The sequence below is a fragment of the Aquincola agrisoli genome, from assembly GCF_036621135.1.
GTDB lineage: Bacteria > Pseudomonadota > Gammaproteobacteria > Burkholderiales > Burkholderiaceae_C > Aquincola > Aquincola agrisoli.
In genome coordinates, this window is sequence record NZ_JAZIBG010000054.1 from 159,648 (window position 1) to 183,189 (window position 23,542).

At 70.3% G+C, this 23,542-nt stretch carries 17 protein-coding genes; 10 read left to right on the plus strand and 7 right to left on the minus strand.

The window, feature by feature from the left end; translation table 11 throughout:
- Positions 1–8: 8 nt before the first annotated feature.
- Entirely contained in the window at positions 9–1,022 is a 1,014-nt protein-coding gene (locus tag V4F39_RS24910) for a zinc-binding alcohol dehydrogenase family protein (protein WP_332292869.1), read from the minus strand.
- 105 nt (positions 1,023–1,127) lie between these two features.
- On the opposite strand from V4F39_RS24910, the gene V4F39_RS24915 reads away from it, so the two are divergent.
- Entirely contained in the window at positions 1,128–2,102 is a 975-nt protein-coding gene (locus V4F39_RS24915) for a LysR family transcriptional regulator (protein WP_332292870.1), read from the plus strand.
- Here V4F39_RS24915 and V4F39_RS24920 read toward each other — a convergent pair.
- Both V4F39_RS24920 and V4F39_RS24925 read right to left on the minus strand, forming a co-directional pair.
- Positions 2,059–3,096, minus strand: coding sequence for an SDR family oxidoreductase (locus tag V4F39_RS24920; protein WP_332292872.1), 1,038 nt, complete (start codon positions 3,094–3,096; stop codon positions 2,059–2,061). The two genes, V4F39_RS24915 and V4F39_RS24920, sit on opposite strands and share 44 nt — an antisense overlap.
- A complete protein-coding gene (locus V4F39_RS24925; RefSeq protein ID WP_332292873.1) occupies positions 3,093–4,388 on the minus strand; it encodes a nucleotide sugar dehydrogenase in 1,296 nt (431 codons plus the stop codon). Before V4F39_RS24925 ends, V4F39_RS24920 begins: the two co-directional genes overlap by 4 nt.
- Positions 4,389–4,753: 365 nt before the next feature.
- Here V4F39_RS24925 and V4F39_RS24930 point away from each other — a divergent pair, with 365 nt between their 5' ends.
- The 3 genes from V4F39_RS24930 to V4F39_RS24940 all read left to right on the plus strand — a co-directional run bounded on the left by V4F39_RS24930 (position 4,754) and on the right by V4F39_RS24940 (position 7,016).
- Positions 4,754–5,254, plus strand: coding sequence for an FxDxF family PEP-CTERM protein (locus tag V4F39_RS24930; protein ID WP_332292874.1), 501 nt, complete (start codon positions 4,754–4,756; stop codon positions 5,252–5,254).
- A 115-nt stretch (positions 5,255–5,369) separates the two neighbouring features.
- The gene (locus V4F39_RS24935; protein ID WP_332292875.1) at positions 5,370–5,885 is read left to right on the plus strand and encodes a pyridoxamine 5'-phosphate oxidase family protein; all 516 of its coding nucleotides are present in this window, start codon (positions 5,370–5,372) and stop codon (positions 5,883–5,885) included.
- A 51-nt stretch (positions 5,886–5,936) separates the two neighbouring features.
- Positions 5,937–7,016 carry a DnaJ C-terminal domain-containing protein gene (locus V4F39_RS24940; RefSeq protein WP_332292877.1) on the plus strand — a complete coding sequence of 360 codons (1,080 nt, stop codon included), beginning with the start codon at positions 5,937–5,939 and terminating at the stop codon, positions 7,014–7,016.
- A gap of 103 nt (positions 7,017–7,119) precedes the next feature.
- Here V4F39_RS24940 and ssb read toward each other — a convergent pair whose 3' ends face one another.
- Positions 7,120–7,653 (minus strand): single-stranded DNA-binding protein, encoded by a 534-nt coding sequence (ssb, locus tag V4F39_RS24945; RefSeq protein ID WP_332292879.1) that lies wholly within the window; start codon positions 7,651–7,653, stop codon positions 7,120–7,122.
- A 161-nt stretch (positions 7,654–7,814) separates the two neighbouring features.
- Between ssb and recQ the strand changes: the two genes are divergently transcribed.
- Positions 7,815–9,683 (plus strand): DNA helicase RecQ, encoded by a 1,869-nt coding sequence (gene recQ, locus V4F39_RS24950; RefSeq protein WP_332292881.1) that lies wholly within the window; start codon positions 7,815–7,817, stop codon positions 9,681–9,683.
- Positions 9,684–9,698: 15 nt separating this feature from the next.
- On the opposite strand, the gene V4F39_RS24955 is transcribed toward recQ, so the two are convergent.
- Positions 9,699–13,298: a patatin-like phospholipase domain-containing protein gene (locus V4F39_RS24955; RefSeq protein WP_332292884.1), complete on the minus strand. Its 3,600-nt coding sequence runs from the start codon at positions 13,296–13,298 to the stop codon at positions 9,699–9,701.
- Between the two features lie 124 nt (positions 13,299–13,422).
- Here V4F39_RS24955 and uvrA point away from each other — a divergent pair, with 124 nt between their 5' ends.
- On the plus strand, positions 13,423–16,329 hold the full coding sequence (uvrA, locus tag V4F39_RS24960) for an excinuclease ABC subunit UvrA (RefSeq protein ID WP_332292885.1): 2,907 nt from the start codon (positions 13,423–13,425) through the stop codon (positions 16,327–16,329).
- A gap of 58 nt (positions 16,330–16,387) precedes the next feature.
- Here uvrA and V4F39_RS24965 read toward each other — a convergent pair whose 3' ends face one another.
- The gene (locus V4F39_RS24965; protein WP_332292886.1) at positions 16,388–17,251 is read right to left on the minus strand and encodes an MHFG family PEP-CTERM protein; all 864 of its coding nucleotides are present in this window, start codon (positions 17,249–17,251) and stop codon (positions 16,388–16,390) included.
- Between the two features lie 252 nt (positions 17,252–17,503).
- Here V4F39_RS24965 and V4F39_RS24970 point away from each other — a divergent pair, with 252 nt between their 5' ends.
- Both V4F39_RS24970 and V4F39_RS24975 read left to right on the plus strand, forming a co-directional pair.
- Positions 17,504–18,388, plus strand: coding sequence for an amidohydrolase family protein (locus V4F39_RS24970; protein ID WP_332292888.1), 885 nt, complete (start codon positions 17,504–17,506; stop codon positions 18,386–18,388).
- 1 nt (position 18,389) lies between these two features.
- Positions 18,390–20,687, plus strand: a complete 2,298-nt coding sequence (locus V4F39_RS24975; RefSeq protein WP_332292889.1) for an ATP-binding protein — start codon at positions 18,390–18,392, stop codon at positions 20,685–20,687.
- An 85-nt stretch (positions 20,688–20,772) separates the two neighbouring features.
- Here V4F39_RS24975 and V4F39_RS24980 read toward each other — a convergent pair whose 3' ends face one another.
- Positions 20,773–21,123 (minus strand): SWIB/MDM2 domain-containing protein, encoded by a 351-nt coding sequence (locus V4F39_RS24980; protein WP_332292890.1) that lies wholly within the window; start codon positions 21,121–21,123, stop codon positions 20,773–20,775.
- Between the two features lie 260 nt (positions 21,124–21,383).
- Between V4F39_RS24980 and V4F39_RS24985 the strand changes: the two genes are divergently transcribed.
- Positions 21,384–22,778: a cache domain-containing protein gene (locus V4F39_RS24985; RefSeq protein ID WP_332292948.1), complete on the plus strand. Its 1,395-nt coding sequence runs from the start codon at positions 21,384–21,386 to the stop codon at positions 22,776–22,778.
- 29 nt (positions 22,779–22,807) lie between these two features.
- On the plus strand, positions 22,808–23,458 hold the full coding sequence (locus V4F39_RS24990) for a response regulator (protein ID WP_378235101.1): 651 nt from the start codon (positions 22,808–22,810) through the stop codon (positions 23,456–23,458).
- The last annotated feature ends 84 nt before the right edge of the window (positions 23,459–23,542 follow it).

A 23,542-nucleotide genomic window follows, 5' to 3' on the forward strand; every position in this document is an offset into this window, starting at 1 on the left:
CCGGGGGCTCAGAAGCCTTCGAGCACGCCCTTGCCGATTGCGCGGCCGCTTTCCACCCACGCGTGGGCGCGCTTCAGGTTGGCGGCCGAGATCGTGCCGAAGCGCTCGGTGACGGTGCTGCGCAGCACGCCGGCATCGACCAGCCGCGCCACTTCGCCCAGCAGCGTGTGCTGGGCGTCCATGTCGGGCGTCTGGAACAGCGAGCGGGTGAACATCAGCTCCCAGTGCAGCGACAGGCTCTTGCGCTTGAGCGCCGTCACGTCGATCGGCGTGGCCGGGTCGTCGATCAGCGCGAGGCGGCCCTGCGGCGCCAGCGCTTCGACGATGGCCGCGAAATGCTGCTCGGTGGCGGTGAGGCTGGCGACGAGCGGCACCTGCGGGTGGCCGATGCGCCGAAGCTCTTCGGTCAGCGGCTTGCGGTGGTCGATCACGTGGTGCGCGCCCATCCGCTCGGCCCAGGCGACGGTTTCGGTGCGCGAGGCGGTGGCGATCACCGTCAGCTTCGTGAGCTGCCGCGCGATCTGGACGAGGATGGACCCGACGCCGCCCGCGCCGCCGATCACGAGAAGCGCCTGGCCTTCACCGCCGTCGCGCGGCACGCCGAGGCGGTCGAACAGCAGCTCCCAGGCGGTGATGCTGGTCAGCGGCAGCGCGGCGGCTTCGGCGAAACCGAGCGTCGCCGGCATCGGGCCGGCGATGCGCTCGTCCACCGCGTGCAGTTCGCTGTTGCTGCCGGGGCGGTCGATCGCGCCGGCATACCAGACGCGGTCACCCACGCGGAAGCGCGTCACCGCCGGCCCCACCGCGCGCACGATGCCGGCGGCGTCCCAGCCCAGCACCTTGGCTTCGCCCGCGGGCGGCGCGACGTTTTTTCGCACCTTGGTGTCGACCGGGTTCACCGACACCGCCTTCACCTCGACCAGCAGGTCGTGCGGCTTCAGCGTGGGTTCGGGCAGGTCGAGGTCGAGCAGGGACTCGTCGGCGGAGAGGGGCAGGCTCTGGCGGTAGGCAACGGCCTTCATGGCGGCTCCAGCGTGGTTGGCGATGGACACCACTGTGCCGCGACGGCCGATCACAAACCAGGCGTGCCACACTGCGGCAGCCACAAACCTGGTTTGTCGATCGACATGGTGTCTCCTTCGGTGACCGGCCTGGAGCTGCCGGCCTTGCAACTGGCCCTGCGGGCCGCCGAACTCGGCAGCGTCGCCGCGGCGGCGCGCGAGGTCGACATGCTGCCCGCCACGGCCACCGCGGCGATCCGGCGGCTCGAAGCCCAGCTGGGGGCCGTGCTGTTCACCCGCAGCAGCCGGGCCCTGCGCGCCACGCCGGAGGGCGAGGCCTTCCTGCAGCGGGCGCGCGACGCACTGGGCCTGCTGGGCGACGGCGTCGCCGAACTGCGTGAGCCCTTGGCGCGCGTGGGAGGGCTGCTGCGGCTGGGCATGCCCTCGGACCTGGGCACGCGCGTGCTGCGGCCCCTGCTCGATGAATTCATGGAGCTGCACCCCGCGCTGCAGCTGGAGCTGCAGGTGAGCGACCGCCTCAGCGATCTGGCCCGCGAGCCGGTGGACGCCGCGCTGCGCTACGGCGAGCCGGCGCAGCCCGGGATGATCGTGCGCCGCCTGGCCGACAACGCACGCATCCTCGTGGCGTCGCCCGCCTACCTGGCGCGGGCCGGCACGCCTCGGCAGGCCGACGACATCGCCGCGCACGAGGGCATCGCGCTGCGGCTCGCGGGGCGGCCGGGCCACGCCTGGTCGGTGCAGGAAGGTGACCGCACGCGGGTGCTGCGGCCGCGTGTGCGCCGCACGGCGGACAACGGCCTGGTGGCGCGCGAGTGGGCGCTGGCGGGCTACGGCATCGCGATGAAGGCGGCGCTCGACGTGGACGACGACCTGGCCGCCGGCCGGCTGGTGCAGGTGCTGCCGCATCTGCGCTCGCCGTCGTATCCGCTGGTGCTGGCGCTGGCGGCCGGCACGCACCTCAGCGCGCGGGTGCGTGCGCTGGGGGATTTCCTGCAGGAGCGGCTGGCCGCCCGCCGAGCCGCCGGCCCGGGGCCGGTCAGCCCGCCGGCTGCGTGGCGTACCAGAGCGCCGCTTCGGTGAGCCCTTCACCGAAGCGGTGCGTCGGCGAATAGCCCAGCAGCGAAGCGGCCTTTGAGATGTCGGCGCGCGAATGGCGCACGTCGCCGGCGCGGAAGTCGCCGTGGACCGCCGGCGCCACGTCCAGGCTCGGCAGCTGCGTGCGCAAGGCCTTGGCCAGTTCGGCGTACAGCGTGTTGAGCGTGGTCTGATCGCCGACCGCGACGTTGTAGACCTGGTTGACCGCGTCCGGGTTCGTCGTCGTCGCGGCCAGCAGGTTGGCCTGCACCGTGTTGGCGATGTAGCAGAAGTCGCGGCTGGTCTCGCCGTCACCGTTGATGCGCACCGCCTCGCCGCGCAGCATCGCGGCGGCCCACTTCGGGATGACCGCGGCGTACGCGCCGTTCGGGTCCTGCCGGGGGCCGAAAACATTGAAGTAGCGCAGCCCGATCGACTCGGTGCCGTAGCTGCGGCCGAACACGTCGGCATACAGCTCGTTGACGTACTTCGTCACTGCGTAGGGCGACAGCGGCTTGCCGATGCGGTCTTCCACCTTCGGCAGGCCGGGGTGGTCGCCGTAGGTGGAGCTGCTGGCGGCGTAGACGAAGCGCTTGACGCCCGCATCGCGCGCGGCCACCAGCATGTGCAGGAAGCCGTCGATGTTCACGCCGTTCGTGGTCACCGGGTCCTGCAGCGAGCGCGGCACCGAACCGAGCGCGGCCTGGTGCAGCACCACGTCGACGCCCCGGCAGGCCGCGTGGCAGGTGGCCTGGTCTCGGATGTCGCCTTCGATGAAGTGCCAGCGCGCGCCTGGCGCCTCGCTCAGGCCGGCGGTGGCCAGCGCCAGGTTGCGGGGGTGGCCGGTGGCGAAGTTGTCGAGGCCGATGACCCGCTGGTCGAGCGAGAGCAGCGTCTCGACCAGGTGGCTGCCGATGAAGCCCGCTGCCCCCGTCACCAGCCAGGTGCGGGGTGTGCCCCGCAGGTCGGCGAGGGTGTCCGCGTAGGCGCGTGCACTCACAAGCGCCACACCCGGGCGCCTTGGGCCTGTAGCGCCGCGGCGTCGAGCACCGCCTTCACGTCGACCACCAAGCCACCGGGCTGCAGGCGCTCGCACAGCGCCGCGGCGCCCAGTTCGAGGTACTCCCGGTGCGCAACGGCCGCGACCACCGCCTGCGCCTTGGGCAGCGCATCCCAGGCCTTGGGCGTCACGCCGTATTCGTGCTCGGCCTCGGCGGGCTCGGCGATCGGATCGTGCACGTGCACCCGCACGCCGAAGCTTTCCAGTTCGCGGATGACGTCGATCACCTTGCTGTTGCGCAGGTCGGGGCAGTTCTCCTTGAAGGTCAGCCCCAGCACGATCACGTCGGCCCCCTTGATGGGCAGGTCGGCGGCGATCATCTGCTTGATCGTCTGCTCGGCCAGGAACTTGCCCATGCTGTCGTTGATCCGGCGGCCGGCGAGGATCACCTCCGGCCGGTAGCCCAGCATCTCGGCCTTGTGCGTCAGGTAGTACGGATCGACGCCGATGCAGTGGCCACCCACCAGGCCAGGGCGGAAGGGCAGGAAGTTCCATTTGGTGCCGGCGGCCTTCAGCACCTCGATCGTGTCGATGCCGATCATGTGGAAGATGATCGACAGCTCGTTCATCAACGCGATGTTGAGGTCGCGCTGCGTGTTTTCGATCACCTTCGCGGCTTCCGCCACCTTGATGCTGCTGGCCTCGTAGACGCCGGCCGTGATGATGCTGCCGTACACCTGCTTCACCAACTCGAGCGTTTGCGGCGTGTCGCCCGAGACCACCTTGGTGATCTTGGTGAGCGTGCGTTCCTTGTCGCCGGGGTTGATGCGCTCGGGGCTGTAGCCGACGAAGAAGTCGGTCTTCCACTTCATGCCCGAGGTGCGCTCGAGGATGGGCACGCACACCTCCTCGGTCGCGCCCGGGTAGACGGTGGACTCGTACACCACCACGGCGCCGCGCTTCATGTGGCGGCCGACGCTTTCGGAGCTCTTGACGAGCGGTGTGAAGTCGGGGCGCCGGGCTTCGTCGACCGGCGTCGGCACCGCGACGATGATCACGTCGGCCTCGGCGATCTCGGCGGGGTCGGTGGTGCAGGTCAGGTGGGTCGCGGCCCGCAGGTCTTCCGTCGATACCTCTCCGGTCGGGTCGACGTGGCGGCGGTAGGCCTCGACCTTGTCCTTCGACAGGTCGACGCCGATCGTGCGCTGCCGTTCGCCGAGTTTCACCGCGAGCGGGAGCCCGACGTAGCCGAGGCCGATCACGGCGATGGTGGGAGAGGTGTTGTTCGCCATCAGAAACTGCCGTTGCCGTTCATGTGAAGGGGCGCATTATCCGAGGCGGCGTTGCGCCACGACGTCAAGCGCGCCCATGAAACCGCCCGTTTGCACGGCGCTTTGCTCATATTCACGACGCTTTCCCGATGGCAACTGTGCGCTGGGTGCGATTCACTTGCCCGCGCCGACGCTGCAGTGCAACACTCACGCTTCTTCAGGGGCGCCTCTCCCTCTTTACGGGAAAATTTGGCGCTTCTGACAGTTAACATTTCGTCGCGATTTCCCCCGTGCGGGGGAGTGGTTGCTGCCATTGGGTTGGCGACACTGCTGGGTGTGTGCGAAATGCACGTTTTTGCCATCGCTATCTTTCAAAGGGGAGTTTGATGAAACGTTCCGCAGTTGTTCTTGCCTCCGTGCTGGCCCTGGCCGGTGCCGCTGCCAATGCAGCCACCTTCAATCCGTGGGGCGTCCACGACAGCTTCGAGTCCTTCTCGTTCAGCTATCCGACCCAGACCACGTTCGAAGACCGCATCAACTTCACGCTGTCCGGCGCGTCGGACCTGTGGTCGGTCGCCGTGTCGAACGAGGCGCCGCTGGTCCTGAACATCACCGGCGGTTCGCTGGAACTGTTCCGCGCCAGCGACAACGCCGCGGTCTTCAACTCGCCGCTCACCTTCGACAGCACCAGCACCTCCGTGCTGACCTCGTCGCTGGCCGCGGGCGACTACTACTACGTGGTCAAGGGTGCGGTGACGGGCTCGGTGGCCGGCACCTACACCATCACCTCGGTGGTGACCGCCGTGCCCGAGCCCGAGACGTATGCGCTGCTGTTGGGCGGCCTGGGCGTGATCGGCTTCGTCGCGCGCCGCCGCAAGGCCGACTGAGCGCCGGGCGATTCCACGCCATGAAGGGCGGTGCGTTGCACCGCCCTTTTTTCTTGGGCGGCAGGAACGGGGTTTGCCGGATGGCTGCACCGACCTCTTGATGAAGGACAGCCCGATGACGACATCCCACCCTGACGACACCGCCGCCCGCGAGCACCTCTGGTCGCTCGTCAAGGACATCCGCTTCGCGATGTTCACCACGCACGATGCCAAGGGCCATCTGCATGCGCGCCCGATGACGACGCAGAACTCGCGGCTCGACGAGGATCGCAGCCTGTGGTTCTTCATGTCCCGGCGCAGCGAGCCCGTCGCCGAGTTCGCGGCCGATCCGAACGTCAACGTCGCCTATGCCGATACGGACAAGGACGCCTACGTCTCGGTGTCCGGCGTGGCGCAGGTCGTGGAGGACCGTGCCCGCGTGCAGCAACTCTGGAGCAAGCTTGCCGAAGCCTGGTTTCCCGGCGGCGTGGACGACCCCGACTTGGCCCTGGTCCGTGTCGACATCGTGCATGCCGACTACTGGGACGTGAAGGCCAACAAGCTCACGCAGCTCTACCGCATGGCCAAGGCGGCGATGACGGGCGAGCCGCCGAAAGACATGGGCGAGCACGCGCAGGTACGCATGGGCTGACACCGCGCCGGCACGGTGCTCGCTTAGGATCCCCGGCGGAGGGGAGCCGGCGTGAGCACCGAGATCGCATACCAGGAGTTGGGCCTTGCGCCCGGGGCCAGTGAGGCCGAAGTCAAAGCCGCATGGCGCCGGCTGGTGTCGCGTTGGCATCCGGACCGCAATGACAGCCGGGCCGCCGTGGAAAAGATGCAGCGCATCAACCAGGCGTTCGAATTGCTACGGGATGTTGCCGGCATCGGCGCGCCGCGCCAGGCGAGCGGGTCCGGCGCCCCCCCGGCGTCCCCCGCCGCCCCGACCCCCGAGGAGCCGCCCGCGGCCGAGACCGGCATGCCGGCGCGGCCGCAGGTGCGCCGTGTCCGCCTTACCTTGGAAGAAGCGGCGCTGGGTTGTGTGCAGATCCTGCGCGGCCGGTCGAGCGACCGCTGCGGCGTGTGCAGCGGCACGGGACGGCACGCAATGCCGGCGGACTGCACCGCCTGCGGCGGCAGCGGCCAGGTGCACCAGCGCGCCTGGTACGGCTGGATGGCAAGCACGGTGACCTGCGGGGATTGCGAGGGCAGCGGCCGGCTGGCCAGCCCGTGCACGCCCTGCGACGGCACCGGGAAGCGCCCGGCGCACCGCTACGAGGTGAAGGTGCGCATCCCGCCCGGCGTCCGCGGCGGCGATCTGCTGAGCGTGCCGGGCGGCGGCAGCGGCCCTGCAGGCGGGTTCGAACTGAAGATCGAGTGGCTGCCGCATCCCTTCTTCCAACTGGACGACGAGGGCACGGTCCGCTGCGAACTGCCCGTGGACGGGTTTCGCTGGATCGCCGGCCAGACGGTGGAGGTGCCCACACTGGAAGGGCTGCAGCCGCTGGCCCTGCGTCGCGACGAATGCATCTACAGGCTGCCGGGCCGGGGCTTTCCTGCCTCGCGCCGCGGTCCGCGCGGCGACCTGGTGCTGATCGTGCGCCCGGTGTTCCCGTCGTCCTGGACGGCGGAGCAGCGGGCGCTCCTCGACCGGCTGATCGCGGCCACGGAGGGCGCGGGCAGCGATGGCCCGCTGGTCGACTGGCAACGACGGCTGGGCACCTGGGCCCGCGACACGGCGCCCGTCAGGCCGGCACGCCGAGGATCACGCTCGAAGCCTTGAACACGGCCAGCGCCGACGCGCCGGGCGCGAGGCCGAGCAGTTCCACGCTCGGCTGCATGATGCGGGCCAAAGGGGCGGATCGCCGCGCCAGGGCGGCCGGCGATCAGAAGGGGATGTCGTCGTCCATGTCATCGAAGCCGGTGTTCGACTTCGGGGCCTGGCGCGGCGCCGGGGCGGGTGCCCGGGCCGGGCGCTCGCGCGGCTCCTCGCCGCCGCCGTAGCCGCTGCCACCGCCCGCATTGCGGCGGTAGCCACCACCGCCGCCGCCGCTGCTGTCGGCATCGTCGCCGCCGCCCGCGCCTTCGCGGCCGCCCAGCAGCTGCATCTGCTCGGCGACGATTTCGGTCGTGTAGGTGTCGCGGCCTTCCTTGTCCTGCCACTTGCGTGTCTTCAGGCGGCCTTCCACGTACACCGGGCGGCCCTTGCGCAGGTATTCGCCCGCGATCTCGGCCAGCCGGTCGCGGAACACCACGCGGTGCCATTCCGTCTCTTCCTGGAATTCGTTGGAATCGCGCGCCTTCCAGCGCCGCGTGGTGGCGACGGTGATGTTGCAGATCGAGCCGCCGTCGGGGAAGGAACGCACCTCCGGGTCGCGCCCGAGGTTGCCGATGATGATGACTTTGTTGACGGAGGCCATGGTCGCTCCTGTGCCGGGTGACGAGGAAAGGGATGTGGGAAAGGGAGCGGGCGGGGCGCCGTGCGTCGCTGCCCGGAGGCGGTCGATTGTGCCGCATGGGGTGTCGGGCCGCCTGCCGGCGCGGCGCGGCGGGCCCCCTTCGTTAAGATGGCGGGCTGCCCATGAACCGCCCCGTCCCAGCGTCTCCGATCGAAGTCCTGAACGAGGTCTTCGGCTACACCGCCTTCCGCGGCATGCAGGGCGAGATCGTCGAGCACGTCACCGGCGGCGGGGACGCCCTGGTGCTGATGCCCACCGGCGGCGGCAAGAGCCTGTGCTACCAGGTGCCTGCCATCGTGCGCCACCGCGGCGGCCGCGGCGTCGCGGTGGTCGTCAGCCCGCTCATCGCCCTGATGCACGACCAGGTGGGTGCACTGGAGGAGGCGGGCGTGCACGCGGCCTTCCTCAACTCCACGCTCAGCGGCGAGGAGGCCCAGTCGGTCGAGCGCGAGCTGCGCACCGGCCGGCTGGTGATGCTCTACGCCGCGCCCGAGCGGCTGCTGACGCCGCGTTTCCTGGCCATGCTCGACTCGCTGGATGAGCGCGGCCTGCTGAGCCTGTTCGCGATCGACGAGGCGCATTGCGTGAGCCAATGGGGCCACGACTTCCGCGCCGAGTACCTCGGGCTGTCGGCCCTGCACGAGCGCTTTCCGCACGTGCCCCGCGTCGCGCTCACGGCCACGGCCGACGACATCACGCGCGCCGACATCGTGCAGCGCCTGGCGCTCGACGACGCCCGCATCTTCGTCGCGAGCTTCGACCGCCCGAACATCCGCTACACGATCGTCGAGAAGGACAACCCCCGCGCCCAGCTGCTGCGCTTCGTGCGCGACGAGCACGAGGGCGAGGCCGGCATCGTCTACTGCGGCACGCGCAAGAAGGTCGAGGAGACCGCCGCCTGGCTGGCGGAAGAAGGCATCACCGCCCTGCCGTACCACGCCGGCATCGATGCCGCGGTGCGGCAGAAGCACCAGGACCGCTTCCTGCGCGAGGAGGCGGTGGTGATGGTGGCGACCATCGCCTTCGGCATGGGGATCGACAAGCCCGACGTGCGCTTCGTGGCCCACCTGGATCTGCCGAAGAACATCGAGAGCTACTACCAGGAGACCGGCCGTGCCGGCCGCGACGGCGATGCCGCCGAAGCGTGGATGACCTACGGCCTGGCCGACGTGGTCAACCAGCGCCGCATGATCGACGAGAGCCCCGCGGGCGACGAGTTCAAGCAGGTGCAGCGCGGCAAGCTCGAGGCGCTGCTCGCGCTGGCCGAGTCGCACGACTGCCGGCGCGTGCGGCTGCTGTCGTATTTCGGCGAGCTCAGCCAGCCCTGCGGCAACTGCGACAACTGCCTGAACCCGCCCGACACCTGGGACGCGACCGAGGCGGCCCGCAAGGCGCTGAGCTGCATCTACCGCTTCTCGCAACTGGGTGGCGGCTTCGGGCCGTCGCGCTTCGGTGCTGGGCAGCTGATCGACGTGCTGCGCGGCAAGCGCACCGACAAGGTGGCGCAGTACGGCCACGACAAGCTCAGCACCTTCGGCATCGGCGCCGACCTGTCCGATGCCCAGTGGCGTGGCGTGCTGCGCCAGCTCGTGGCGTTGGGGCATGTGGCCACCGAAGGCGAGTTCAACACGCTGTCGCTGACCGCCAGCAGCCGGGCCGTGCTGAAGGGCGAGGTGCCCATCGTGCTGCGCCAGCCGCGCGAGCCGGTGCGTGGCAGCCGCAAGCGCGGCAGCCGCGACGGCAAGGTGCCCGCCGTCGCCGCGGCACTGGACGGCGACGCGCAGGCGCGCTTCGCTTCGCTCAAGGCATGGCGCGCCGAGGTGGCGCGCGAGCACAACCTGCCGGCCTATGTCGTGTTCCACGATGCCACGCTGGCCGAGATGGCCCGCCGCATGCCCGCCGACCTGGCCGAACTCGGCGAGATCAGCGGCGTCGGGACGCGCAAGCTCGAGGCGTACGGCGCCGAGATCCTGGGCGTGTTGGGGCGCTGACCGCGCGCGCCGTGTTCAGCCGCCAGCCATCCGCGGCGGCGCGCCCTCGCTGGGCGGCAGCCAGAGCTCGATCACCCGCTCGCTGCTGCGGCCGCGCAGGCTGGCCGGCAGTTCGCTGATCCACACATCCTCGCTGCGGCCCAGGCTGCGCCAATGGCTGCGCACCAGGCCCACCATGGCGCGGGCGCAGGCGTTGTCCCCGGGCTGGTGCACCACCAGCGTCGGCTGCGGCCAGGGCACCGGCCGCCGTTGCTGGCGCAGGCGGGCGCTGCGGCTCACGTTCTCGATCGGCGCCACCTGCAGGGCAGCGCCCCCGGCCGTCTGCAGCTGCACGCGCAGCGGCGCGGTCTGGCTGCGCGAGGTTTCGTCGTAGACCTGCAGGTACAGGCGCAGCGGCGCGCCGTCGGCGGCGCTGCAGGCCGCCAGGGCGAAGCTGGGCTCGGAGGCCGGAGCCGGCCCTGGCGCCACCACCCCGGGCTGCGAGGGCGCGGGCGGCGCGGCAGCGGCGATCGGCGGCGGCCGTCCGCGCTGCCAGCGCGCCGCGACGGCGTCGACGAATCGCGGCCAGGTGAGCAAGCGGCCGGGCGGTGTCTCGAACGGGTGCCAGTAGCTCAACGCATCGGTGACCTGCGGCTTGCCGATCGCCGCGCACAGCGAGTCCTGCATGCGCCGCTGCGCCGCCACGCAGGTCTCGGAGGGCGTTGCTTCCACGCCCGTGCATTGCTCGCGCGTGTGTTCGAGCAGCCTCTGCACGGACACGCGGTCGATCTCGCGCACCGCAGGGCTCTGCACCAGGTCTTGAAGCAGCGTGATCTGGGGCGTCACGTGCGCAGGTACCTTGGGGCAGGCGGGGTCGAGGTCCGACAGGGTCCTGGACAGGTCGGTGAAGAGCTGGCGCACCTCGCTGCGCTGGCTGGCCTCGTTCTGGCGCAGCTGGTCGCCCACCTGCCACAGCGACAGCAGCAGCGTGCCCGACGCGCTGAGCCCGATCGTGGTGCCCAGCGCGGTGTTCCGGGTCGCCCTGCGCCAGGCGGGCTCCTTGTCCGGCGGGGCCGACGCCGGGGCGCCGTGCCGGGGCTGCTGCAGCCGGGCCGGGTGGTCGAGGTCGAGCGCGATGCGCCGTGTCCAGCCGGGCAGGCGCGCCAGCCAGTCGGGCCGCAGCGCGGCACCGGCGTCTTCGCCGAGGCGGTGGTAGCTCTCCCACTGCGCTTCGTCGAACGTCTGGTCCCCGGTGGATTCGTGCGGGAACGCGGGGCGGCGCTGCGCGTAGGCCAGCACGTCGACGTCGAGCGCGGCGTGCAGGTTCGGCTTGATGACGAGCAGCGTGCCGTGGCGTTCGGCGGGCTCGGCCGGTCCGGCCCCTTCGGGGCGCAGGTAGCGGATGCGCGCCAGCAGCACCCCGCGTGCCGACTGGCTGTCGGCCATGTCCTGCGGCGAGAGCACGGTGACCGGTGCATCGGCCAATCCGAAGCGCTGCGTGGCCTCGTCGTGCGGGTAGAACTCGATCTCCGCACCGAAGTCGATGCGCGCCTTGCGCACCAGGCTTTCGAGGTCGCTGAACTCGTAGCGGGGGTCGCAGCTGGCGTCCACGAGCACGATGAAGTCCACCTCGCGCCGCAGCAGGGCGTAGACGCCGGTGTTGTCGAAGTGGCCGCCATCGCAGAGGTACCACCAGGGCCGTGCCGCGCCGAAGAAGTTGGCGGCGGCCTCGGACCAGAGCATCAGCGGCTTGGCTGCCACGCGCCAGGCCGCGACGATCCGCGCGTCGTGGCGCTTGGCGGGCGTCAGGGGGTCGCGCACCCAGTAGCCGAGCCGCACGCCGAGCAGGAAGCGCAGCAAGGCCCAGCCCCGGGAGAGCGCAGCGCCACCGTCCGGTGCGGCGGCAGCGCCCGAGATGGCGATCCATTTGCCGAGCGTGCCCACCTCGCTGTCCGCGCCGAAGTCCACCCTGCCCCTCGGGCCGAGCTCGATCCCGTCGGCACGCACGGTCAAGGACACGCCCTTGCGGTCGGCGTTGTACAGGCCGCTGGCGTCGTCGCGCGTCTGGCTCAGGCAGGTGTTGATGAGGTGCAGGGGCCCGCCAGACCGTTCGGGCCGGTAGTCGCGCAGGTCGGCGTCGTCGCGGGAGACCACCTGTGTCACGTCGGACGCCGTGGCGCCGGCCTGCGGATCGAGCACCGGGCGGTGGGGGTTGCCCACGGCGAGGTAGGCGCGGGTCAGCCGTGCCCGATAGAAGCCGTGCAGCGACGAGGCGTTGGCCATGGCGGTGTTGCCCGAGGTGGCCAACCACCAGCCCAGGCATACCGCCAACAGCCCGAGCGCGCGCCAGGGAGCCGGCACGGCCTGCAGCCACCCCAAGGGGGCGGACGTGAACACGATCCACTGCACGGTGCTGAGCCAGAAGCACGACACGACCGCCAGCACCAGCAGGCCGGCGGCGTCGAGCAGCCGCGGCCACCAGGCATGCAGCGAGGGCGTGGCCTGCGCCACGAGTTGCTGCAGCGGCTGCGTCAGCGCCCGCAGCACGAGGGCCATGAAGCCCCCCAGGCCCAGCCCGCCCCAGAGCCAGTCGCGGTCGGACAGCGCGAGCTTCAGCAGGTGCCAGCTCACCAGGTCGAGCACGCCCATCGCCACCAGCAGCGTGCCGAATCCCAGTGCCCGGCTCATCGCCTCGGTGAAACGGCGGCGCAGGCGGGCGCTCGCCAGTCCGCTGCTGTCCGCCGACGTGGCCAGCACCCCCAGCGAAGTGGCCACGCCGCCAGCGACGGAGGCCAGCGCGAGCAGCGCCAGCGGCAGGCCGACCGCGCCCTCGCGCAGTGGCCGCAGCAGCCCCAGCCGCCAGGCCAGCCAGGCGGCCGCCAGCGTGCACAGGATCAGGCCGCCGGACACGAGTCCATTGCGCAGGGACAGGCCCCGGGGGCGCCGCGTGGGGTCGGGCCCCTCACGTGCCACCCAGTAGCCGCAGGCCAGCCCGGGCAACGCGGCGCAGCCCCAGGCCGCGGCGATGGGGAACCACAGGCTGCCCCAGGCGTGCCAGGCGTTGGGATCCAGCGCGCCCGTGCCTTGCTGCCAGAGGTGCGGCGAGACGATCAGCAGCCCGAACAGCAGGCCGGCCATCATCAGCTCGCCATGCATCGCGACGAAGGCGCGCAGGTAGGTGACGGCGGCGACGCCGACATCGTGCGTGCCCGCGGGGCTGAGGTAGCGCCCGTTGCGGCGCAGCCAGTCGAGCAGCGGGGAACGGCGCGCTGCGAGCATCGCCTGCGCGTTGGCGATGCCTCGCGCCATCACCAGCCTGCCCAGCATGGCGCCGACGTAGCCGCCGCCGGCGACCGTGGAAAGGTAGTCCAGGCGCGCCAGCAGCCCGCGCTGGGCCAGCCCGCGGATCAGGCCCAGGCCGTAGGTCGCGCTGCGCACGCCGCCGCCCGAGAGCGCCAGCCCGACGGTGGGCAGGTGGCGGAGGGTGTCGTTGGACGGCTTCGGACTTCCGGCTTGCGCGGCTTGCCGGCTGGCGGCGCGCCGCCGGTGCAGGAGGGCCGCCCGCTCACGGCGCCGCCCGGCGACGTCGGCCTGACGTCGTTCGACGATGGGCGGGGAGGTGTCGGTCGGATCCACGGCTTGTTCGACAGGCCCCCGACTCTAGGCGGCCGGCCGCCGCGCGGGCAAGTGCGGTGCAAGGGGGAAGCGTGACGTCACGTGGGCTGCCGAACTATGATGATCGGTTGACTTCCTGCCTCCGATGTCCGCTTCTTCGCCTCCCTTCCTGCCCGGTGAGCCGCACGCCGCCATCCGCGTCCGCGGCGCCCGCACCCACAACCTGAAGAACATCGACCTCGACCTGCCCAAGCACGCGCTGGTCGTGATCACGGGGCTGTCGGGTTCCGGAAAGTCGAGTCTGGCCTTCGACACGCTCTATGCCGAGGGCCAGCGCCGCTATGTCGAAAGCCTCTCGGCTTACGCGCGGCAGTTCCTGCAACTGATGGACAAGCCGGACGTCGACGTGATCGAAGGGCTGTCGCCGGCGATCAGCATCGAGCAGAAGGCCACCTCACACAACCCGCGCTCCACGGTCGGGACGGTCACCGAGATCCACGACTACTTGCGCCTGCTTTATGCCCGCGCCGGCACGCCGTTCTGCCCCGACCACCACCTGCCGCTGGCCGCCACGCCCGTGAGCCAGATGGTGGATGCGGTGCTCGCGCTGCCTGAGGACACGCGGCTGATGGTGCTGGCGCCCGTGGTGCGCGACCGCAAGGGCGAGTTCGTCGAGTTGTTCGCCGACATGCAGGCGCAGGGCTACGTGCGCTTCCGCATCGACAGCCAGGTATTCGAGGCCGCCGAGCTGCCCAAGCTGAAGAAGGCGGAGAAGCACGACATCGACGTGGTGATCGATCGCGTGAAGATCCGGGCCGATGCCGCTGCGGGCGGCCTGCGCCAGCGGTTGGCGGAGAGCTTCGAGGCTTCGCTGCGCATCGCGGACGGCCGTGCGCTGGCGCTCGAGATGGACGGCGGCCGGGAACAGCTCTTCAGCGCCAAGTTCGCCTGCCCGGTATGCAGCTACTCGTTGCCCGAACTGGAGCCGAGGCTGTTCTCCTTCAATTCGCCGGTCGGGGCCTGCCCTGCCTGCGACGGGCTGGGGCAGGTCACGGTGTTCGATCCCGAGCGCGTGGTGGCGTTCCCGTCGCTCAGCCTGGCCAGCGGGGCGGTGAAGGGCTGGGACCGGCGCAATGCCTATACGTTCTCTCTGCTCGAGAGCGTCGCCAAGCACTACGGCTTCGACATCGACACGCCGTTCGAGGAGCTGTCAGCCGATGCGCAGCGCGTGCTGTTGCACGGGTCGGGCGACGACGAGATCAGCTTCACCTACACCGCCGAGTCCGGCAAGTCGGGGCGCGCGCGCAGTGTCAAGCGCTCGCACCCCTTCGAAGGCATCCTCCCCAACCTGGAGCGCCGCATGCGCGAGACCGACTCGGTCGCGGTGCGGGAGGACCTCGCGAGGTACCAGGCGGCGCGGTCGTGCCCGGACTGCGGCGGCGCGCGCCTGCGGCGCGAGGCTCGGCATGTGCTGCTGCAGGGCGAGGGCGGCGACCGTGGGCGGGCGATCTACGACGTCGAGCATGCGACGCTGGCGGATTGCCAGGCCTACTTCGATGGCCTGCACCTCGTGGGCGCCAAGGCGGAGATCGCCGACAAGGTCGTCCGCGAGATCAGGGCGCGGCTGCGCTTCCTGAACGACGTGGGCCTCAACTACCTGAGCCTGGACCGCAGCGCGGACACGCTCAGCGGCGGCGAGGCGCAGCGCATCCGGCTGGCCAGCCAGATCGGCAGCGGCCTGTCGGGGGTGATGTACGTGCTGGACGAGCCCAGCATCGGCCTGCACCAGCGTGACAACGAGCGGCTGATCGGCACGCTCAAGCACCTTCGGGACCTGGGCAACAGCGTGCTGGTGGTCGAGCACGACGAGGACATGATCCGTGCGGCCGATCACGTCGTCGACATGGGCCCGGGCGCTGGCGTGCATGGCGGGCGGGTGATCTCGCAAGGCACGCCTGCCGAAGTCGCAGCCGACGAGGCGTCGCTGACCGGGCGTTACCTGGGGCGTGTGCTGCGCATCGAGCGGCCGGGGCCGCCGATGGTGGCCGCGGAAAGGCCGCAGCTGCGCATCGTCGGTGCGCGGGGCAACAACCTCAAGGGCGTGACGGTCGAGATCCCGGTCGGGCTCTTCACCTGCGTGACGGGTGTGTCCGGCTCCGGCAAGAGCACGCTGGTGAACGACACCTTGTACCTCGCGGTGGCGCGAAAGCTGTACGGCAGCCATGCCGAGCCGGCCGCCTATGACGAGATCGAGGGGCTGGACGCCTTCGACAAGGTCATCAACGTCGACCAGAGCCCGATCGGCCGCACGCCGCGCAGCAATCCGGCCACGTACACCGGCCTGTTCACGCCCATCCGCGAACTGTTCGCCGAGGTGCCCGCGGCCCGCGAGCGCGGCTACGGCCCGGGCCGCTTCAGCTTCAACGTGGCCGGCGGCCGTTGCGAAGCCTGCCAGGGCGACGGCGTGCTGAAGGTGGAGATGCACTTCCTGCCGGATGTCTACGTGCCCTGCGACGTCTGCCACGGGGCGCGCTACAACCGCGAGACGCTGGAGATCCTCTACAAGGGCCGCAACATCACGCAGGTGCTCGACATGACGGTCGAAGACGCGACGGCGTTCTTCAGCGCCGTGCCGAACATCGCGCGCAAGCTGCAGACGCTGCTCGACGTCGGCCTGGGCTACATCAAGCTGGGGCAGAGCGCGACGACGCTGTCGGGCGGCGAGGCGCAGCGCGTCAAGCTGGCGCTCGAACTGTCCAAGCGCGATACCGGCCGGACGCTCTACATCCTGGACGAGCCCACGACCGGCCTGCATTTCCATGACATCCGCTTGCTGCTGCAGGTGCTGCACCAGTTGCGCGACGCAGGCAACACCATCGTGGTGATCGAGCACAACCTGGACGTGATCAAGACGGCCGACTGGCTGGTCGACATGGGACCGGAAGGCGGTGCGGGGGGCGGCACGGTCGTGGTGGCGGGCACGCCGGAGGACATCGCAGCCCACCCGGCGAGCCACACGGGGCGCTTCCTGGTGCCGCTGCTGCGAGCTTGATGCTGAAGGGGTGACGGATGTGGCCCGCCCGGGCGGGCGGCCGAGGCGCCCTGTCGTTTCAGGCGCGCCGCGCTTGCTGCTTGAGGCGACGCTGCCGGTACAGCGTCAGCAGGGCGATGCCCCCTGCCATCATCAGCCAGGTCCCGGGTTCGGGCACCGCGGGGGTGGGGGGCAGGCTGCCGGGCGGAACGAGCGGCGGCGTGGGAACGTAGATGGGACCGCCGGGGGACAGCGGAGAGCCGGGGTAGAAGGGGTTGGGCGCCACGATGTCGGCCGGGCCCTGCGGCACCTCGGCGAGGCCCGTACCGGGCAGGGCGAGCGGACCGGCGCTCGGAGGCGGCAGTTCGTCGAGCGGATCTGCAGGTGCTTCAGCAACAGCCGGCTGGCCGGCAGCCGGCGGATCGAACGTCAACTCCCCGGGACCGCTGGCGGCCCCGCCCCCGCCCCCGCTTGCGCGGGTGATGCGGCTCACGTTGCGGCACACGGTGGGCACGAGGATGCAATGGCCGCTTTCGCAATAGACAAGGCCGCGCTCCTGCATGGCGGGTGACCATTTGTCGCGCGTCACCGTGCCGCACACGCGGTTGGTGCCGAAATGCATGTCCCGGATCCCGGACTCGTAGATCTGTTTGCCCGCGATGCTGTCGCGCTGGATTGTGACCAGGTCGTCGTACTCACGGGTCGCCATGCGCTTCTTGAGGCGGGCGCGCACGTCGGGCGGGATGTCGCTGTAGCGATCCACGGCAGCCACCAGGTCGCCCATGAAGGGGTTGTGGCCGGGCTTGTCCCAGGAGCAGTTGTCCACACGGACGGTGCTCGGTGGTTTCACCGTAGCGCTTGGCGGGGTCGGTTGGGCCTGGGCGCAGGCTCCCCAGGACACGAGGGCGACGGCAACCGAGCAGGCGATCAGGCGGTAGTTCATAGATGTGCAGCGCTCAGAGACGAATCTCTGCAGTGATTGCTAACTTTACAACTGACGCACATTGTGGATGGCTCCTTCGGCAGGCCCGCGTGGCGTTTGTCGCGAATGAACGACGCGCGGTTTTCCATCCTTTTTATAGGGGGGGCGTGTTACAGGCCCTCTCCTTCTTGTTGCGTGAACTTGTTCACGTCGTCGTATCTACGGCGCAAAACTTCATGTAATGTGCGTCGATGTCTCCAGGGTGCAGTTTTCATGCCCGCAACACTTCAATCTGCTGCCTGGATCGCGAGCCTGATGCTCTCTGCCGTTCAGGCCGCGCCCTACGAAGGTCCGCTTTTCGACATGCACCTCCACTACAACGTGGAGGCGTTCGATCCGCATCCGCTGTCGGACGTGCTCGGCCGTCTCGAGCGCAGCGGCGTGCGCGCCGTCGTTGCCAACAGCCGTCCCAACGAGGGAACGCGCACGCTGGCATCGGCCCGGGAGGACGTGGCCGCCGCAGGCGTCGCCGTCGTTCCTTTTGTGCGGCTCTACCGCAACCGCGCCGACTACACCGGCTGGTTTGAGGACGAGTCGATCTACCGCATGGTGCTGGACGAGCTGCAGCGCGGCACGCCGGCCGGGCCCTACCGTGGACTCGGCGAGTTCCATCTCTACGACAGCGCCCATGCAGACGGGCCCGTGGCACGAAGGCTGATGCTGCTGGCGCAGGAGCGCCGCTTGCTGGTGCTCGCACATGTGGATGACGTGGCGGTCGAGAAATTGCTGGCCCATGCGCCGGCGACCCGGTTCGTATGGGCGCACACCGGCATCGGCGGGGTGCCGGTGGACCGGGTGCGGGCGATGTTCCGTCGCTACCCGAACCTGATGGGGGAGCTGTCCTATCGCCCTGGCCTGACCGAGCAGGGACGTCTCAGCCCGGCATGGCGCGAGCTGCTGACGGCCTACCCGGATCGCTTCGCCATCGGCTCCGACACCTGGATCAACCCGCGCTGGAGCGCGTACGAAGTGCTCATGCGGGAGGCGCGCGAATGGCTGGGCGATCTGCCGCCCGACATCGCGCACCGCATCGGCTGGGCCAACGCCGCGGAGTGGTTCGGCATGGCAGCGCCTTCGCCGATGCGTGCAAGGCCTTGAAATGACCTTCGCTGCATCCAACGCGGGCGAAAGGGATTCCGCGCGGCTGGCTGACTTCGCGCGCGCTTCCGGCGACGTGCTGTGGGAGTGCGACGCCTCGTGGTGCTACACCTGGCTGGCCGGGCCGGTCGAGTCGCTCGGCGGCGAGGATGACGCCGCCCTGATCGGACAGGTGCTGGCCGATGGCTTGTTGCTGGACCACACGGGCGATCCGCTGGGCGAGGAGCGGCTGCACGCCTGGCTCGCCCGACCCGAGGCCTTCTCCGACGCCCTGACCGAGCTGCGCACGCCGCGCGGCCGCGTCATCGTGTCACGCAGTGCGGTGCCGCTGTTCGATGAGGGGCACCGTCACATCGGCTGGCGTGGCACGGCGCGCGACGTCAGCGTCCGCGTTGCGCTGGCGCGCAGCGAGCGTGAGCGCGACGAGCAGTTGCGCAAGATGACGTTGCTGCTGCCCGGCGTGCTGTACCAGTACCTGGAACATGGCGACGACGGCGGCCGGTTCCCCGAGGACCCTGAGCGGCTGGGCCAGCTCTGCGGTGCCCAGGCGCAGGCGATGCAGGGATCGGTGCGTGTGGTGCGGGAGGACATCTCCGAGTTGCGCGCGAGCTACCTGCGCGCGCGCCATACGCGCAGCCCCTGGCACGTGCAGTTCCGGGTGCTCGACAGCCAGGACGAGGAGCGTTGGCTGGAGAGCCGCGCCATGCCCGAGCGTCACCCTGACGGCGGATGGCTGTGGCATGGCTTCGTCTCCGACATCAGCGAGCGCAAGCGCGTCGAGCTCGCGTTGCGTGCGTCGGAGGAGCGATGGCTGTTGGCGGCGGAAGCGACGGCGACCGGACTGGCGCAGATGAACTGCCGGGACGGCACGCTGCTGCTCGACCGCATGGCTTGCCAGAACCACGGGCTGCCGTGGCCGCACCCTCCGCTGACGGTGGACAGCTGGCTCGCGCAGATCCACGAGGACGACCGTGGCCTGGCGCGGGCCGCGCTGCAGCGTGCACAGTCCGACGGCCAGCGGATGGAGGCGCGCTTCCGCTTCCGGCTGCCTGACGGGGGCTGGCGATGGCTGGAGATCTTCGCGCGAGCGCAGCTCGGCTCCGACGGTCAGCCACTGGCGCTGGTCGGTACCTGCCGCGACGTCACTGCCCAGCAGGAGGCGGTCCAGATGCAGCAGGCCAAGGAGGAAGCCGAGCGCGCCAACCGTGCCAAGAGCGAGCTGCTCTCCCGGGTGAGCCATGAGCTGCGCACCCCCCTCAACGGCATCCTCGGCTTCGCGCAACTGATGGGCCTGGACCGCGACCAGCCGCTCGGCGTGGCCCAACGCCGCCGCCTGGAAGGCGTCGAGCAGGCGGGGCGGCACCTGCTGGCGCTCGTCAACGACGTGCTTGACCTGACCCGGCTGGAACGCGGCGAATTCGGCCTGCGGCTGCAGTCCGTCGACATCGTCCGTTCGCTCGGCGCCGCGCTCGGCCTCGTCAAGCCGCTGCTGTCGGTGCATGCGGTGCAACTGCCGGCCACGCTGCCGGCGGGCCCCTGCTGGGTGCAGGCCGATCCGCGGGGGTTGCAGCAGGTCCTGGTGAACCTCCTGTCCAACGCGATCAAGTACAACCGGGCCGGCGGCCGCGTGCGCTTCGACCTTCAATCGCATTCGCAGCAGGTTGTGCTGACGATCGAGGATGAAGGCCCCGGCCTGACCGAAGACGAGCAGCGCCAGCTCTTCCAGCCCTTCAACCGCCTGGGTGCCGAGCGCCAGCGCATCGAGGGCAGTGGTCTCGGCCTGGTCATCGCCGGCGAACTGGTGCGCACGATGAACGGTGCGCTGTCCGTCACGAGCCGCACCGGCATCGGCAGCCGGTTCAGCGTCGCGCTGGCCAAGGCCACCATGGTGGGCGAGCTGGCTGGCGCGGCGGCCGAGCCGGCACCCTACCGTGTCGTCTACATCGAGGACGAGCCGCTCAACGCACTGCTGATGCAGGAGGTCTTTCGGGCGCAGCGTGGCTGGCAGCTGGTGGTGGCGCGCAATGGTGCGGAAGGACTGGACCGTGCGCGCACGATGCTGCCGGACATGGTGCTGGTCGACATGAACCTGCCCGACATGAACGGCCTGCAGATCATCGGCGAGCTGCGCCGCGACGCCCGCACGGCCGGCCTGCGCTGCGTCGCGCTCTCGGCCGACGCGATGCCGGAGCAGATCGATGCAGCCCGTCAGGCCGGCTTCGACGACTACTGGACCAAGCCCATCGACGTGGCCCGCATGCTGCAGATCGTCGAGGAGGCGATCCACGCGCGTCCGTGAGCGGAGCGCATCGGCCAATAAAAAAGCCGGTGCGCTGGGCACCGGCTTGGCGTTGAAAGCGCCTCGCGGCGCCTTGCAGGCCAGCTTACTTCAGGTGCTCGTTGATGAGCTTGGTCATCTCGAACATCGAGACCTGATCCTTCTTGAAGATGGCTTTCAGCTTCGCGTCGGCATTGATCATGCGCTTGTTGGCCGCGTCCTGAAGCTTGTTCTTCTTGATGTAGTCCCAAACCTTCTTCGTGACCTCGGTGCGGGGCGCCGGGGTCGCGCCGATGACGGCGGCCAGGGCTTCACTCGGGGTCATCGCCTTCATGAAGGCTGCGCTCGGGGTCCGCTTCTTGGCCGGGGCCTTCTTCGCGGGGACCTTGGCGGGAGCCTTGATCGGGGGCTTGGCGCCACCGGCCTTCTTGGCCGGGGCCTTCTTCGCAGTTGCCATTTTGAATTCGCTCCATCAAGTAGTGGGTTGATGTGCCGGGTGGAGGTGAGGGCCGCATGAGCCTTCGTTTCTCTCTGGGCACCCTGCGGCGCGAATGGTACTGCGTGTGATAGGGGCTGAGAAGCCGTTTTCCCTCGGAAAACCGCCTCCGGACAGCCCTTGGAGTCCCTTTTGTCGCCCCCGGGCGTCAAACATCCGTGGCGAGCCCCGCCGCCGCTCGTCCGGACCCGGGCCGGCATGACAATCCGGCCGTGGCTTCCATGCGTTTGCGGCACAAGATCTTCCTGCTGGCGGTGGTCCCGCTCGTGCTGTCGATCGCGTTGATTGCGCAGGCCGTGCGGCAGCAGCAGCGTGCGCTCGCGCAGCGCGAACACGCCTTGGTCGAAGAGGCCACGATGGCTGCCCGCCGCGCCGAACTGCGGCACTACGTCGAGCTGGCGCTGCGCACGCTCGACACGCTGCCGCGCGGCGACGACGAGGCCTCGCAGCGCGCGGCCGCGCTGCAGCGGCTGGCGGCGCTGGAGTACGGTGACGACGGCTACTTCTTCCTCTACGACCTGCATGGCCGGTCGCTGATGCATCCGCGGCAGCCCGAGCTGGTGGGCAACAGCCTGTGGGAGCTGCGTGATGCCGTCGGCCAGCCGACCATCCAGCGCCTCATCGCGCAGGCCCGCGCGGGCGGTGGCTTCGTGACCTATCCGTGGCGCAAGCCGTCCACCGACCGCATGACGCCCAAGCTCGCGTACGTGGTCGTCGTGCCGCGCTGGGGCTGGATGCTCGGCACCGGCATCTACCTCGACGATGTCGAGGCCACGCTCGCGCACCTCGACCGGCAGGCGGCGGCGCACATCGATGCGACGCTGTGGTGGCTGGCGGGCATCGCGCTGTTCGGCGTCGCATCGATCACGGCGTGCGGACTCGCGCTCAACCTCAGCGAGCACCGCGTGGCCGATGCCAAGCTGCGCCGCATGGCGCTGCAGGCCGTGCAGGCGCTCGAGAACGAGCGTGCCTACCTCTCGCGTGAACTGCACGACGGCACCAGCCAGACCCTGGTCTCCGCCAAGCTGCTGGTCGAGACGGCCCACGAGCGGCTGTCCAGCGGGGGCGATGCGCAAGCACCGCTGGCCAAGGCCGGGGTGCGGCTGGCCGAGGTGCTCGACGAGGTGCGGCGGCTGTCGCACCGCCTGCGCCCGGCGCTGCTCGACGTGCTGGGGCTGCCGTCCGCGCTGGAGCACCTGGGCCGGGAGGCGGCCGATGCGGGCAACCTCGCGTTCTCGCTGCGCGTGCGCGGCGCCGCGGCGCCGCTGCCCGAGAACGTCAACACCGTGCTGTTCCGCGTCGCGCAGGAGGCGCTGGCCAACATCGAGAAGCATGCGCAGGCCGAGTCGGTGCGCATGCGCCTGGTGTTCGGGCGGCGCGGGTTGCGCCTGTCCATCCTGGACGACGGCCGCGGCTTCGACCTGAAGGCCGTGCAGGCCGATCCGCGTCGCGGCATCGGCCTGCGCAACATGCGCGAGCGGCTGGCCTCGGTCGGCGGGCGGCTGCGGCTGTCGTCGCATGCCGGCGGCACCAGCGTCGTGGCCGACCTGCCGGCCGCGGCGCTGAAGGCCGACGCGGGCCTGCCGCTGATCGAGGAAGAGGGAGCCAAAGCATGAGCGCCGCGCGGCCGCCCGAAGCGACTTCGATGGGCGCCGACGAGCGCGGCGTCGATGCCATGGTCAGGCTGCTGCTGATCGACGACCATCCCCTGGTGCGCGACGGCCTGCGCGCACGGCTGGGCGGCATCGACGGCATCGAGGTCGTCGGGGAGGCCGGCCATGCGCGCGAGGCGCTGGCCGCGGTCGAGGCGCTGCGCCCGACGATGGCGCTGGTGGACATCGGCATGAAGGAGGTCAACGGCATCGAGCTGACGCTGATGCTGTCGCAGCGCCACCCCGAGCTGGCGGTGCTCATCCTCAGCATGTACGACAACCCCGAGTACGTGCAGCAGGCCATGCAGGCCGGCGCGCGCGGCTACGTACTGAAGGACGCGCCCTCCAGCGAGATCGTCGGCGCGATCCAGACCGTGCGGCAGGGCGGCACCTACCTGAGCCCCAGCGTCACCAAGCGCCTGTTCCGCGCGCAGGAGCCCAAGCCGCTGCTGTCGCCGCGCGAATCGGAAATCCTCGCCTGCCTGGCCAAGGGCCAGTCGAGCAAGCAGATAGCCGAGGCGCTGGGCCTGAGCGTGCGCACCGTCGAGACGCACCGCCAGAACATCAAGCGCAAGCTGGTGATCGACGGGCAGGCCGAACTGATCAAGTACGCCGTCGAGCATGTGCGCCGCTACGGCGGTTGACCGGGGATCGGGGACGGGCCCTACGTAGTCCCACGCAGCCGCTTGCGTAGTCGGACGGTTGTGGCCGGGGGGGTGCGCTGCCGA